The sequence below is a fragment of the Sphingomonas sp. UNC305MFCol5.2 genome (genome assembly GCF_000712135.1).
Taxonomy (GTDB): domain Bacteria; phylum Pseudomonadota; class Alphaproteobacteria; order Sphingomonadales; family Sphingomonadaceae; genus Sphingomonas.
The window spans coordinates 251,938-265,468 of sequence record NZ_JOOE01000003.1; the positions used below are offsets into that span (position 1 = coordinate 251,938).

Consider the following 13,531-nt stretch of genomic DNA (forward strand, 5'->3'; position numbering starts at 1 on the left):
GGTTCACTCCTTATCCGCGGGCATCGGCCGTTTTCTGGCCGATGCGGAAGATGACGAATTCGGCGGGTTTGATCGCGGCGACGCCGACCAGACAGATCAGACGGCCGTTATCCAAGTCGTTCTGAGTCATCGTCGTGCGATCGCAGCGGACGAAGAACGCTTCCTTGGGGCTGGCGCCGAGCAGCGCCCCCGAGACCCATTCATTGTACAGAAAGTCCGAGACCGTGGTGCGCACATTGGCCCACAGAGCCTCTCCGTTCGGCTCGAACACGGCCCATTGGGTGCCCCGGTCTATCGACGCCTCCAGATACAGGAAGTATCTGCGGATATTGACGTATTTCCACTCGGGATCGGAGCTGGTGGTGCGCGCGCCCCACACCCGGATGCCGCGCCCCGACAATGCCCGGATGCAATTGATGCCAAGCGGATTGAGCACTTCCTGCTCGCCGAAGCGAACGTCGCGCTGCAGCGCCAGCGCGCCGGTCACCGTCTCGTTGGCGGGCGCTTTCCACACGCCGCGCTGGACGTCGTTGCGGGCATAGATGCCGCACACCGCGCCCGAAGGCGGCACGTCGATCAGTGAAGGCTGGCTGGGATCGGTCGCCGCGAGCGGATTGGCGATCGTGATCCACGGGTAATAAAGCGCGGCATATTTGCTGTCGATCAGGCTCTTGAGCGATTTCACGCTCGGATCGGCAGTGACTTCGAGCCCGGGTGGGGTATCGAGCACGGCGATGCGATAGGCGCGGCGCGCCTCGGCATGACCGATCAGGCTTTGATTGACCGCGGCAGGAAGCGGCGCCGCGAAGCTCGATGCGCCAGGCGCCGCGACGATCGAGACATCCTCGAGCGCGAGCAGCGAATCCAGCGCCGTCGCGTAATCGGCGGCGCTCGGACCGCCCGTTCCGTCGCTGCCGCCAGTGAGCGAGACTACGCGAACGCCGTCGGTAGCGGTGTTCATCAGCGCAGCACGGGCTTCGGCCGCGCTCGCCCCGGTGCCAACATCGAGCGTGATCGGATTGGTCAGTGCGTCGCTTGCCGAAGCCGGCTTGGCGCCGAGCACGGCGTTGAGGAAGCGCGGATGCTTGGGATGCACGCCGAGCCCGCCCGCTTCATAAACCGGGCCGGTCGGATCCTCGACCAGCACGCTATAGCTCAGGATCGAGCAGGCGTCGTCGGTCGCCGCGATCACGTCCGTCGTGCCGACCACGAACATGTCGGTGCCGACGAGGACCAAGGTACCGGCGGGCTGCTTGAGCGCGAGTTTCTTGGTCGTCGGCAGTGCGCTTTCGACGATGGTCACGCGGAAATTGGCGTCGCTGCCCGCGATCTTGGCGCCGGCGGCGGTGCGCGCCGAAAGCGTCAGCTTCTTGGCGGCGGCGGGAGTACCCGAATTGAGCACGACCCCGGCGCCGGCCGCCGCCGCCGCGCCGAGGATGCGCGCGACATAGAGCCGCCCGCCGCCATTGTTGAAAAATGCCTGCGCAGCGAGCGCAAGGTAATTGCGCGCCGCATTGCCGCCGATGGTGAGGTCGTCGACTCCACCATAATATCGTTCATAGTCGGCAAAGCTGGTCAGCAGCGGCGGTGTCGGATCGCTGGGCGCAAGGCTGACCGGGCCGCGCGCTGTCATGCCGACGAACGCGCAGGTGCTGGTTCCCACACCTTCGATCGATTTGGCGCGGAAGCTCGTCTCTTCTACGAACACCGCTGGTGCAAGATATTCGGGCATTAGCGTGCCTCCTTCCGAGTGCGGTTCGGGCGAATCATGGCGCCGTCCAGGTCAGCGCGAGGGAAAACTGGCGGCCTGCCGCGATGCGGAGAGCCGTGCCGCTCGGGAAATTCGCCGGCAGCGCCGCGGCAAGCGCATCGGGATCGGGATGGCCGGCGGTCCGCGTCGCTGCGTCGCGCGCTGCTGTGGGCATATCAGCCGGGGCGTGGAACAAGGCGGCCGCCGGATCGGCGTCAACGATCACGCGCGCGGCGATATCGCGGTCGACCGTTGCGCCGGCGCCGGCGAAGCTCAGCGGCAGCACTGGGAACAAGAGGACCGCCTCGCCGCGAGCGTCGGTGAGCCCACGCGCCGCGAACAGGCCGTTGTCGGTCTGCGCGCGGACCAGTGCGTGCTCGACTGCTCGCCCGTCGTCCGAGCGCTTGACCGAGACGCGCAACACCACGGCGCTGCCGATCGGTTGCGCAGTGGCGGCAGGCAGTAATTCGATCGCCACAGGCTGGAACAGCGAACCGGTCTGGTTCAAGTGCGCCGGATCGGCATCGCGTGGCAGCTGCAATTTATATCGTCGCGGTAGATAGGCGCGGCTTGCCGGGGTACAATCGAGCTGGATCGGCGCGGCGGCGTGCGCCGGCGCGCTGTCGAAGGTGGCGGCATAAGTCTCGAAGCCCTTGGCCGCGGTCAGTGCGTAGCGGCCGCCCCCCTTGGGCACGATCTGCACGCCGTCGCCCCGTATCTGCACCGGTCCGTCGACGGCCCGGCCATAGCCATCGACAAAGGCGAGCAAGGCGAGTCCGCGCCGATCGAGGAGATCGGGGGCAAGCATCATCGTCACAGCGCCGGCTCCGCGATCGGATCGCCATCGGCAAACGAGAAGCGGCTGGCCGCGACCGGCGGCGCATCGACGGTCGGCCGGTAACCGATCCGGATAACGCGCGCCTTGTAGAGCGCCGACAGATGATGTTTGAGTTTGAGCGCTTCCCACAAACGGAACAGCCGCTCGGGATCCGAATCGTCCGGCACGATCTGAACACTCTCACCGCGCGACCAAGTCGCGCCGCCGAGCAATTGGCCCTGATCGAGGATCGGATAGCGATCGAGTTCGAGCATCGCCCAACTGAGCAATGCCTGCTCCTCGAGCGTCGTCGTCGACCAGCAGGCGAGTAGATAAGAGAGTTCGAGCGAAATCCCGGCGCCTTGCGAAGGATCGCCCATTGGACCGCGCCCGATCACGCTGTCCGAGCGGCCGACATGATAGCAAGTGAGCGACAGTCCTCCGGTAGGCGGAGAGGCGCCGGTCAGTTTCGACAGCGGGACGTGCGCGATTTCCGCAGCCGCCGGCACCGGATCGAGCCGACCCTCGGCCTGAAGCAACGAACGCCGTGCGCGCAGCACTGCCACGATCGACTCGCCGACCAGATTGACCGCGCCGAGCTCAGCCATGCGCGCCGCCCGCGATCGTGCCGAACTGCTGCTGATAGCGATCGATCGCGCCGCCGATCTCGCGTTGCATCGTCAACAGATAGTCGGGGCTGCTGACCAGACGGACCTGATGCGTCGGCACCTGGCTCCCTGGCTGGATCTGGCTCAGATCGATGCGCACATCGGACAGACTGACGGCAAGCTGCAGGTGATTGACGTAGAGGCGGGCAAGGGGCGCTGGTGCCGCGGGCGCGCCGCGTGCCTCCTCATCCTTGCCCTCACTCATCCCCTATCTCCCGCGCTCCCTGCGCAGCCGCCGCATCGCAACAGCCGTGCCAATCGGGGAATATGTGCAGGTTCAGCGGGTTAGTGCGGCGGGCCAATGCGCCGCGGCGGCAGGATGTGACGGTGCACCGTCACTTGCCGTGACAGGTGTTACGCTGGCGAAAACGCCGGCACATCGTCCAGGCGGGCGCGCTCGAGCCGGCGATACAGTGTCATCCGCGAGCAATTGAGCATGCGCGCCGCCTCGGCCTTCTTGCCATTGGCGCGCGCGAGTGCACGCAGCAGCGTCTCGCGTTCGGTGCCCGGCGGAAAGCTGTCGCCCGACGGCACCGGGCCGACGCCGATCGTCGGTGGAAGATCGTCGACATCGAGCCGCTCGGGATCCATCGCGACGACGACGGCGTGCTCGAGCGCATTGCGCATCTCGCGGACATTGCCCGGCCAGCCATGACCTTCGAGCGCAGCGAGCAAGCTCTTGCTCAAGGAGGGCACCGCAACGCCGATCTCCGCGCAGATACGCTCGAGCAGTGCGCGCGCGATCGGAACGATGTCTTCGCGCCGATCGCGTAGCGGTGGGATCAGCAGCTGAATCACCGCGAGGCGATAATAGAGGTCGGCGCGGAAATTGCCTTTCTCGACTTCGCTGGCGAGATCGCGATTGGTCGCTGCGACGACGCGGACGTCGACCCGCACGGCCTTGGTCGATCCGAGCGGAAAGACTTCACCCGATTCGAGCGAGCGCAGAATCTTGGCCTGCGCGCCGGCGCTGAGCTCGCCGACTTCGTCGAGGAACAACGTGCCCTTGTCGGCGAGCCGGAACTTGCCCGGATGCGCGTGATTGGCCGAGGAAAACGCGCCCTTTTCATAGCCAAACAATTCGCCCTCGATCAGCGTCTCGGGGATCGCCGCGCAATTGACCGCGACAAGCGGCGCCTTGGCGCGATTGCTGCTGCGGTGGAGCATCAGCGCGACGACTTCCTTGCCGGTGCCAGTCTCGCCCTGGATCAAAGTGGTGCTGCTCGGGCCCCGCAAGCGGCGGATCATGCCGCGTATGTGCTCGATTGCGCGGCTTTGGCCGACAAGGTCTTGTGGCTCGGGCGCGGCGACGCCCGCACCCTTTGCCATGGCGAGCGGTTCGCGAAGGTCTTCCATGCCGTCCCCCAAGAACTCTACCAGGTGCGACAACGGAGAATCGCGCGGGACTCGCATGGTCCGCGTCAGGTCCGTTGCGGCAACCCTAGATGCGAAAGTGCGACTTGGCTTGGATGGACTCGACAACGCGTGGCCATCGATAGGGAAAGTACCTCAATGGCAGACATGATACAACGCGTCGGTTTGGAGTCTACCTCTGCAGGTAGAATTAAATTATCATCATAGATGATATACTCCGATTCATCGCGTTAAAGCGTAATAATAAAGAAGCATAACTCTGAGCATAATCCTGCGGGGCAGCTCCACTCATATCGCTTCGCCATTGATTAAAATAGCGAGTTTACTTGAACTTACAGCACATTATGGCCAATTGCGTTCGCCAATTTTTCCGGAATCTTCATGTACTCCTCATCTCCCGGCTCCTTGTGGTGTCATATAATCCAGGGCAGATGCTCGCCCCGAACCAAGGTCAGGACCCATGGATATGAACGGCGCGATCTGATTCAGGCTCCGCGAGGAGATGAAGATGCGCGATCTGTATTGGCTGACGGGCGAGCAATGGTTCGGCATCGGCGGCATCGTTCTTCTGGCGCTTGACGAATGGCTTCACATAAGCGGGCGGGATCAACCGGACCTCGTGCCCGATCGCCACAAACCCCCGTGCCCAATGGTGCGCCCCGCTGCGCGCTTCCATCGCGATCAAACAGCGCGGCTACTGCCCAATAAAGTCCAGCAGCTTGCTCCGGCTCAGCATTGGCTGAATATCTGCTTCACGCTCGCATTCACGCCGTGCGCGTGGAAGACAGCCTTCGCGATATCCAACCCGATCGTGATAACCTCCGACACGGAGGCCTCCCTCAGCGATGCTCGACACCTCCACTCTGGCACACCAGGGCCGTCGGGTGCGTCCCCCCATCCGCTTTGGGCGTCAATGGTCGAAAGCATACCGTGTGCGGCGTCCGAAAGGCCGAATAACGGGGAGAGCCGTGCACGGCCCTCCCCGGAAACCGTAAGTGATTACCTCGGTCACGTGACGGATATCTGCGATTTTAATGAACCTCGGATGAGCACCAACCTAGGGTGTTTTCCCCACAGGGAAGCCCCCGCGCTCAGCGCGATTCCCGAGCGCAGCACGCCGCCCTCGGTGCTTCGAAAAGTCGGAAGACGGTCACGGCAAGCACTGCGATCCCGCCGCCGGTGATCATGAACGCCGCGGCATAACCGGAGGTCGTCGCAAGGGCGCCGAGGGCGAAACCGCCGAGGCCAAGTCCAGCATCGTAAGCGGCATTCCACAATGCGCTTGCGCCATCGACCTGGCTCGCCGTCGCGCGGGCGAGCAATTGTGCGAGGCTGGCGGTCTGCAGGATCCCGAACGCGATACCGCTGAGCAGCATTCCCCCGAGCACCGCGATATCGCCCGGGAACGCGAGCATGAGGATCGCGCAGGCCGCCAGCGCGATGCCCAGCATCATCGCGCCTTGCGGGCCATGGCGATCGACCATCCGTCCCGAACCCCAGCGGGCGATCGCGGATGCCAGGCCCTGCAGCAGCAAGGCCAGCATGATCGTGCCCATACCCAGCTCGGAATGCGCCAGCGGCAGGAAGGTGACGGTCGCGCCGATCACGATCGCGCCGAGTGCGAGCGCGGTGGTCGGCCAGGCGGCGGCGCGCAACGCCGGCAGGCCATGTGCGTGGGCAGCCGTCTCTGGATCCCCGCCGCGGCGCGGTAAAAAGGCGATGCAGACGATGCCGGCCAGCGTCAGCACGGCAGCGGCAGCTCCGATCGCCACCGATCCGAATTGGGCCAAAGCCCAGGGCCCGAGCGGTACACACAAGATCGCCGGGATCGCCGAAGCCGCGCCGTAAATACCCATGGCCTCTGCCCGCCGCGTCGGCGGCGCGAGCGTGGCGGCGAGCCCGCACGCCGCGACCAGCAGGACTCCGAGTCCGAGGCCGCGCGCCGCGCAGCTCAGCAGCACCACCGAAATATTGCCGGAGAAACTGGTAAGCGACGGAACGGCCAGCACCAGGAGCGCCAATAACATCGCCCGGCCGCGACCGAACCGCGCGATGATCCGGGGGGCAAAAAGCTCCCCTGCGATCGTGGTGGCCATCAGCGCGCTCGTCGCCAATCCTGCGGCGAAGTCCCCGCCGAGGGCAGCGATGTGCGCGGGCACGGCCGAGAGCAGCAGATAGAAGCCGCTCATCGCCGCTATCATCAACCCGGAAAGGGCAAGCGTGGCCGATGTGAGGATCGGTTCGTCAGGGGCGGCGCCTGCCGGCGCATCAAGAGCGATCATGGCCATTTTCTCTCTCCAGCATGGATGCCCATCGGCTGTACCGTGCTACTGGACCTAAAAAAATTACCAGTTTTCGGAGAAAATTACTGACCAGTTCGGCATCCGACCTGCCCCTCTCACTCGATCGCGACGCGGCCGAGAGTCTGGGGTCGCAGCTGCGCCGGAGGCTGCTCGAGGCGATCCGTTCAGGCGCCTTGCGCCGCGGCGTCCGCCTTCCTTCGACGCGAGCACTCGCCGGGCAACTCGGCGTCTCGCGTCCGCTCGTGGTCGACGCCTATGCTCAGCTTGCCGCGGAAGGCTATCTTGCCTTGCGGCAGGGCGCCCGGCCCATGGTGATCGTCGATCGCAGCAGCGCGCCCGGCCCCGACGCGCAGGACGTACCGGCCGCGGATTCGATCCGTTTCGACCTCCGCCCCGCCATGCCCGATGTCGGCATGTTTCCCCGCAAGGCGTGGATGCGGGCGATCCGGACCGTGCTCAACAACCTTCCGGCAAGCGATCTCGGCTATGGCGATTTGCGCGGCAGCCCGGTCCTGCGCCGGGCGCTGGCCGATTATTTGGGACGCGTACGCGGTGTGATTGCCGACCCGTCCCGCATCTTCGTCACCAGCGGTTTCGCGGAAGGCCGGGCGCTGACCTGCGCTGCCTTTTACGCGCGTGGCGCGCGGCGCCTTGCTGTCGAAGATCCGAGTTACAGCGAATGGAGCTCGGTGGACAGATCCGGGCTCTCGCGCCTGCCGATACCGGTCGACGCGCACGGCATGCGGGTTGAGGCACTCGCCGGATCGGGGGCCGAGGCCGTGTTCGTCACCCCGTCTCACCAGTTTCCGATCGGCGGCGTTCTGAGTGCCGAACGGCGGCAATATCTGGTGCGATGGCTGCGCGAGCGCGATGCCCTGGCGCTGGAGGACGATTACGACGCCGAATTCCGATACGATCAGGCACCGGTGGGCGCGCTCCAGGGCCTTGCGCCGGACCGGATCGTCTATGCGGGAACCGCCAGCAAGACATTGGCGCCTGCGCTCCGCCTGGGATGGCTCGTCGTCCCGCCTGATCTCGTCGGCCCGATGAACGCCGAACTGCGCCGCTGGAGCGAGGGTCCGCCGCGGATCGATCAGGATGCGCTTGCAGAGCTGATCGGATCGGGGGCCTATGACCGGCAATTGCGCAGGATGCGGCGTCTGTACCGCGATCGCCGCAATCACCTGCTGACGCGGCTCCGCGAAGCATTGCCCGGGCTAAAGGTGGAAGGCGCAGCCGCCGGTCTTCACGTCACCTTGCAGCTTCCGCAGGACGTGGACGCGGGCGGTGAGGCGGCGATCCTCGCGGCCTTGCTGCGCCGTGGTTTCGCCACCGAGGGACTCGGACGATACAGCGCGACCGCAGCCGGTCCGCGACGATTGTTCCTTGGCTATGGCCGGATATCGGAGAGCGGCATCGATCACAGCGTCAGGATCCTAAGCGAGATCCTCGCCGGTCGGCCGATGCGTGGCGCCTCGTGAGGAACCGGGTGGCCCGGGCAGGAAGGCACGGTGACCTGCGGATGGACGGCTCCGGGAATCCCGTGCGGTGTCATCCAGCTGCCCGAGACATTAAACCGTTCTGCAACGGCTGCGCCGCCAAACCGCAATAGCGCCACCCTATTGGCGGCTCCGCCGGCCATCTGGCCCGGGGGAGAAACCAAAAAATGTCGCGCTATTCACGCCTGCTTTGGGCGACCTTGCCGTTCACCATGTTCGCACTGGGCCTGGCCCCCTCCGCGCGCGCGCAGACCGCGGGCGCCGCCGCCGCCGATGACACGGCGTCCAGCCCGGCGGACGTGCAGAGCGACAGCGACGAGGATATCGTCGTCACCGGCTCTTATGCGCGCAGCCTCGCCGCGGCGACCGAGACCAAACGCCAGGCCGCCTATGGCGTCGACTCGATCAACTCGACCGATATCGGCAAATTCCCCACCCAGAACGTCGCCGAGGCGCTGCAACTCGTCACCGGCGTGGCGATCACCCGGCCGCGCGGCGAAGGGCTCTATGTCAGCGTGCGCGGGCTCGGGCCGCAATTCCAGAGCACGATGCTCAACGGCCGCAGCGTCGCGATCAACGACCTGATCGAGAACGGCGGCGCCAATGGCCGCCAGTTCCGCTTCGAGATGCTGCCCGCCGAGTTCGTGTCGCAGATCGATGTGGTCAAGACGCCGACCGCCGACATGACCGAGGGCGCGCTGGGCGGCAATATCGACGTCAAGACCTTCCACCCGCTCGACGTCGGCACCAAGACCACGCTCAACCTGCGCGGCACCTACACCACGATGACCGAGAAGGTGAAGCCGAACGCCACCGCGATCACCAGCTACAAGTCGGAGGACGGCACCTTCGGGCTACTCGCCGGCGCGCAATATTGGTCGAAGGCGGTGCGCAACGACCGCTGGTACAATAACGGCTGGATCCTGAACCGGTTCACCGCTCCCGCTGCCGGCGGGCTTCCGACAGGCCTGTACACCCCGATCCGCACGCGTCCGACGATCGAGACCGAGAATCGCGAGCGCTATTCGGGGCTGATCTCCGCGCAGTGGCGCCCCTCGGACGAGCTCGAGACGACGCTCGACGTGCTCGGCACAAGGCTCGACGTCGCCTATGACGAGTTCGGCCTCGACATCTATCCCGACGATCCCGGCGTTTCGGTCGTGCCCGGATCGGTCAAGGTCGAGGGGAACACCGTGGTCGCGGCGACGATCAACAATGTGCGCTTCATGGGCACGCGCGAATACAGCCTCAACCGCCACGACCTGCTCAGCGTCGGATTGAAGCAGAGCTGGAAGCCCGAGGGCTGGGACGTCACGGCGAACGTCAACTGGTCGTACGCGCACAGCTTCCACCCGAGCTATGCCGAAGGCACGGTGCGCAGCCGCATCCAGTTCAACGCGCCGCTGACCTATGACGCTTCGGGCGGGTACAAGGTGATCCCGACATTCACTACCCCGGTCGACCCGACCAACCCGGCCAATTTCCGACTATATCCGTTCAACATCGCGCCGAAGAACAGCAAGGACTGGGACTGGTATGCGCGCCTCGACGTCGGCCATTCGATGGACGGCTTCCTGAGCAGGATCGCGGCGGGCGGCGAGTATCATTGGCGCAAGCGCGATTATGCGCGGCGCGATTTCACGGTCGATCCGGGCACCGTGCCGGTTCCACTGAACAGCTTCGCGCCGAACGGCTATGAGACGATCCCGTATGACGATTTCCTGAGCGGCGTCCCGGGCAATGCGCCGCGCACCTGGATCGTGCCGATCACCAGCGTCTTCTACGACAAATTGTTCACCCCCGCGGTGGCCAATGCGCCGCTTTCGAACGGCGACAAGCGCGCGTCTTATGTGGTGACGGAGAAGACCGCGAGCGGCTATGTCCGCGCTGACTACGCCATCGGTGCAAGCATCACCGGTAATATCGGGGTTCGTTATGTGCACACCGATCAGGTGTCGAGCGGCACGCTGATCCTTGGCAGTACGCCGACTCCGGCAAGCTTCCCCAAGACCTTCAACAATTGGCTGCCCAGCTTCAACCTGCGCGCCGAACTGAGCCCGACCCTCGTCGCGCGCCTCGCCGCCAGCCGCGTGCTGACCCGGCCGAACGTCACGCAAAGCTCGCCGCAGATCAGCGTCTCGACCGACGCGGCGACCGGCAGCGGCGGCAACCCCGACCTGGTCCCGTTCGTCGCCACCCAGTTCGACGGCTCGCTGGAATGGTATTTCAGCCGCAAGGGCTCGCTGACCGGTGCGCTGTTCTACAAGGCGATGGACGATTACATCACCGCCCAGAACGTCTATGTCGAAATCCCGGGCCGGGGGCAGATCCTGCTGAGCACGCAGGTCAACGGCGGTGACGCCAAGGTCTATGGCGCGGAAGCTGCGTACAACCAGGTGTTCACCTTCCTGCCCAAGCCTTTCGACGGGCTCGGCATCCAGGCATCGTACACGCATACGTCGGTCGAATCGAACTACACCGCGGGCTCCCGGAGCATCAAGGACCAGCTGATCGGGCTTTCGAAGAACAGCTTCAACCTGGTCGGCTTCTACGACAACGGTCCGCTCTCGGCTCGGCTGTCTTATACGTGGCGGGACAAATATCTGGCGGGCACCGGCAGCACCACCAACACCCCGAGCTATGTCGATGCGTTCGGCTCGCTCGACGGCAACCTGTCGGTCAGGGTGACCGACAAGACCACGGTGAGCCTCGAGGGGATCAACCTCGCCGGCGCGCGTCAATATAGCTACAGCGACGATCCGATCCGCTACAATGAGATCCATTATTGGGGCCGGACGATCCTGTTCGGCGTGCGGACGGAGTTCTGATGATCAAGGGGCTTCTCACCGTCGCTGCGCTGGCCTTGGCCGGCGCGGCGGCGACCCCGCCGGCGATGAACGACGTGCAGGTCATCGGCTCGCACAACAGCTTCAAGGCGCGGATCCCGGCGGCGGTGATGGCGAAGCTGCGCGCGATGGAGCCGAAGAGCGCCGAGGGGCTCGATTATTACCATGTGCCGCTGCGCCGGCAGCTCGACGCGAGCGTCCGTCAACTCGAGATCGACGTCTTCGCCGATCCCGAAGGCGGGCGCTACGCCGATCCCAAGGGCGAAGCCTGGGCAAAGGCGGCAGGCGAGCATACCGGCTTCGATCGCGCGGCGATGCTCAAGCCGGGGTTCAAGGTCTTTCACATCCCCGATATCGACTATCTGAGCACGTGCGCGACGCTGGTCGGCTGCCTCGGCGAGGTCGACCGCTGGTCGCGCGCGCATCCCGATCATCTGCCGATCATGATCACGATCAACGCCGCCGATACGCCCTCTGGCCGCCCGGGGATCACCGTGCCCTTGCCGCTCGACGACAAGCGCCTTCTCGACGCGCTGGACGGCGAGATCCGCTCGGTGCTGCCGGGCAAGCGCCTGATCACGCCCGACGAAGTGCGCGGGGCGGCGCCGACACTGCGCGAAGCGGTGCGCAGCCGCGGCTGGCCGGCGCTGTCGGCGGCGCGCGGCCGCATCTATGTCCTGCTCGACGTGCGCGCCGCCGTGTCCGACGTCTATCGCGCCGGACATCCGTCGCTGGCCGGGCGCACGATGTTCGGCTGGTATCCCGACGACCAGCCCGAAGCGGCGATCCAGATCGTGCAGGACCCGCTCGTCGACGGCGAACGCATCCGGCGCTGGGTGGCGGAGGGAATGATCGTGCGGACCCGCACCGACGCCAACACGGTCGAGGCGCGCGCCCACGATCTCGCCAAGGCGCGCGCTGCCATGGCGAGCGGCGCGCAGGCCGTCAGCACCGATTATTATCCCGGCGCGCCCGACCCGCTGCATCTCGGTTTCGTGGTGACGCTGCCCGGGCAGGCAATGGCGCGGTGCAGCCCTGCGCGAATCTCCGCCGGCTGCCGGCTCCGTCCCTGATCCGAGCGGCCGGCGAAGGTCTGTAACGAGCGATTATCTGGTCGCGCTCCATCCCAGCGCGCGCATCATGATCTCGAAAAGCCGCGTGTTGGGCAGGAAGCCCCGAACCTTTTCCGATCCGGGTCCGGACGCGGCAGCGACGACCTCCTCGCCGGTATGGGTATCCTCCACGGCGATCGGGGATTCCTTGTCTTCGGCCGCACCGGTGAACTGACTGGCAAAGGGCGTCGCGCGGACGCCGCCGCGCATCTTGAGCCCGAAGCTGTGGTCGGCGACGAACAGGATCAGCGTGTCTTCGCCGGCGATGGCGCTGACGCGACGGACGAGGTCGTCCATCTCGACGGCGTGCCTGAGCCCCTTTTGGGGATCGTCGGTGTGCATGTCCCATTCGACCATCAGGAAATAGCCTTTGCCGTTTCGGCTGAGGCTCGCGATCGCGCCCTCGACGGCCGGTATCGCCGCGAAATCCTCATCCCGCAGGACCGCGGCGCGCCTGGTGTCGCGCGTCACGGCAGCCGGATCGCCGCCGAAGCGATAGCCGGCCCCCGCGAAGGCGATCGCCGGGGTCGTGCCGAGCTTGGCGAAAGAGGCATTCGCATCCGCGAGGCCCTTTCCGATGAGGATGTCGACTCCGTTTCCGAACCGGGGCGCGAGCAATTGCCGGAAGATCTCGTCCTTGCTGGAACGTGCCGCGACATGCGCGTAGCAAGCGGCGGGCGTCGCGTCCCAGATCGCCATATTGGTGACGACCCCCGTCGAGAGACCGCGTTCTTCGGCATATTCGAGCAAAGTCTTCACCCGCGTGACCGCCGATCCGTCGGCCGAGGGTATGACCGATACCATCCCGTTATTGGTCTTGTGGCCAGTGACGATCGCAGTCATCCCCGCGGCCGAGTCCGTCACCCATCGGTTGAGCGAGGAGGTGTCGGACAGCGCGATGTTCGGCATCGATTGGATGAACAGCGATTGCGGGCGGTCGTGCGCGAGGATCCCTGCCGCACTCAGGGTCGGCAGGCCGCCCGCGTCACCCAGCAGGATGATCACGTTGCGGGCGGGCCGTGCATTTGCGGGCAGGGTGCCGGCGACCGCCAGCCAGCCGAGCGCGAGAACAATCGAGACTTTCGGAACGCCGGGAAAACGCATGTGAGGTGCCTCGTCTGTTCGTGTCGCCTCGCCAGCTATGGGGGCAGCTTTGCGGATT

At 65.6% G+C, this 13,531-nt stretch carries 10 protein-coding genes and 1 pseudogene; 3 read left to right on the plus strand and 8 right to left on the minus strand.

Annotation, left to right across the window (positions count from 1 at the left end; all coding sequences use genetic code 11):
• Nucleotides 1-10 precede the first annotated feature (10 nt).
• The 7 genes and pseudogenes from BR78_RS0112860 to BR78_RS0112890 all read right to left on the minus strand — a co-directional run bounded on the left by BR78_RS0112860 (nt 11) and on the right by BR78_RS0112890 (nt 6,897).
• Entirely contained in the window at nt 11-1,732 is a 1,722-nt protein-coding gene (locus BR78_RS0112860; RefSeq protein WP_029936641.1) for a phage tail sheath family protein, read from the minus strand.
• A 34-nt stretch (nt 1,733-1,766) separates the two neighbouring features.
• The gene (locus BR78_RS0112865; protein WP_156022315.1) at nt 1,767-2,567 is read right to left on the minus strand and encodes a hypothetical protein; all 801 of its coding nucleotides are present in this window, start codon (nt 2,565-2,567) and stop codon (nt 1,767-1,769) included.
• Entirely contained in the window at nt 2,564-3,175 is a 612-nt protein-coding gene (locus BR78_RS20990; RefSeq protein ID WP_051683324.1) for a DUF4255 domain-containing protein, read from the minus strand. Before BR78_RS20990 ends, BR78_RS0112865 begins: the two co-directional genes overlap by 4 nt.
• Nucleotides 3,168-3,440 (minus strand): DUF3467 domain-containing protein, encoded by a 273-nt coding sequence (locus tag BR78_RS0112875; protein WP_029936644.1) that lies wholly within the window; start codon nt 3,438-3,440, stop codon nt 3,168-3,170. Before BR78_RS0112875 ends, BR78_RS20990 begins: the two co-directional genes overlap by 8 nt.
• A gap of 149 nt (nt 3,441-3,589) precedes the next feature.
• Complete coding sequence (locus tag BR78_RS0112880) at nt 3,590-4,591, minus strand: sigma-54 interaction domain-containing protein (RefSeq protein WP_051683325.1); 1,002 nt, start codon at nt 4,589-4,591, stop codon at nt 3,590-3,592.
• A 556-nt stretch (nt 4,592-5,147) separates the two neighbouring features.
• Nucleotides 5,148-5,437: pseudogene (locus BR78_RS22170) on the minus strand (IS110 family transposase); the annotation flags it as partial.
• A gap of 263 nt (nt 5,438-5,700) precedes the next feature.
• Nucleotides 5,701-6,897: an MFS transporter gene (locus tag BR78_RS0112890; RefSeq protein WP_051683328.1), complete on the minus strand. Its 1,197-nt coding sequence runs from the start codon at nt 6,895-6,897 to the stop codon at nt 5,701-5,703.
• A 14-nt stretch (nt 6,898-6,911) separates the two neighbouring features.
• On the opposite strand from BR78_RS0112890, the gene pdxR reads away from it, so the two are divergent.
• The 3 genes from pdxR (at nt 6,912) to BR78_RS0112905 (ending at nt 12,330) form a co-directional block, all read left to right on the plus strand.
• The gene (gene pdxR / locus BR78_RS0112895) at nt 6,912-8,393 is read left to right on the plus strand and encodes a MocR-like pyridoxine biosynthesis transcription factor PdxR (protein WP_081855768.1); all 1,482 of its coding nucleotides are present in this window, start codon (nt 6,912-6,914) and stop codon (nt 8,391-8,393) included.
• Between the two features lie 185 nt (nt 8,394-8,578).
• Nucleotides 8,579-11,239: a TonB-dependent receptor gene (locus tag BR78_RS0112900; RefSeq protein WP_029936648.1), complete on the plus strand. Its 2,661-nt coding sequence runs from the start codon at nt 8,579-8,581 to the stop codon at nt 11,237-11,239.
• Nucleotides 11,239-12,330 (plus strand): Ca2+-dependent phosphoinositide-specific phospholipase C, encoded by a 1,092-nt coding sequence (locus tag BR78_RS0112905; protein WP_029936649.1) that lies wholly within the window; start codon nt 11,239-11,241, stop codon nt 12,328-12,330. Before BR78_RS0112900 ends, BR78_RS0112905 begins: the two co-directional genes overlap by 1 nt.
• 33 nt (nt 12,331-12,363) lie before the next feature.
• On the opposite strand, the gene BR78_RS0112910 is transcribed toward BR78_RS0112905, so the two are convergent.
• Nucleotides 12,364-13,473, minus strand: a complete 1,110-nt coding sequence (locus tag BR78_RS0112910; RefSeq protein ID WP_029936650.1) for an alkaline phosphatase — start codon at nt 13,471-13,473, stop codon at nt 12,364-12,366.
• Nucleotides 13,474-13,531 lie beyond the last annotated feature (58 nt).

Bases quoted from the DNA above. Each gene is read 5' to 3' on its own strand.
- BR78_RS0112900 (WP_029936648.1), top strand. From the start codon at position 8,579: ATGTCGCGCTATTCACGCCTGCTTTGGGCGACCTTGCCGTTCACCATG.
- pdxR (WP_081855768.1), top strand. From the start codon at position 6,912: ATGGATGCCCATCGGCTGTACCGTGCTACTGGACCTAAAAAAATTACC.
- BR78_RS0112910 (WP_029936650.1), bottom strand. From the start codon at position 13,473: ATGCGTTTTCCCGGCGTTCCGAAAGTCTCGATTGTTCTCGCGCTCGGC.
- BR78_RS0112890 (WP_051683328.1), bottom strand. From the start codon at position 6,897: ATGGCCATGATCGCTCTTGATGCGCCGGCAGGCGCCGCCCCTGACGAA.
- BR78_RS20990 (WP_051683324.1), bottom strand. From the start codon at position 3,175: ATGGCTGAGCTCGGCGCGGTCAATCTGGTCGGCGAGTCGATCGTGGCA.
- BR78_RS0112875 (WP_029936644.1), bottom strand. From the start codon at position 3,440: ATGAGTGAGGGCAAGGATGAGGAGGCACGCGGCGCGCCCGCGGCACCA.
- BR78_RS0112880 (WP_051683325.1), bottom strand. From the start codon at position 4,591: ATGGAAGACCTTCGCGAACCGCTCGCCATGGCAAAGGGTGCGGGCGTC.
- BR78_RS0112860 (WP_029936641.1), bottom strand. From the start codon at position 1,732: ATGCCCGAATATCTTGCACCAGCGGTGTTCGTAGAAGAGACGAGCTTC.
- BR78_RS0112905 (WP_029936649.1), top strand. From the start codon at position 11,239: ATGATCAAGGGGCTTCTCACCGTCGCTGCGCTGGCCTTGGCCGGCGCG.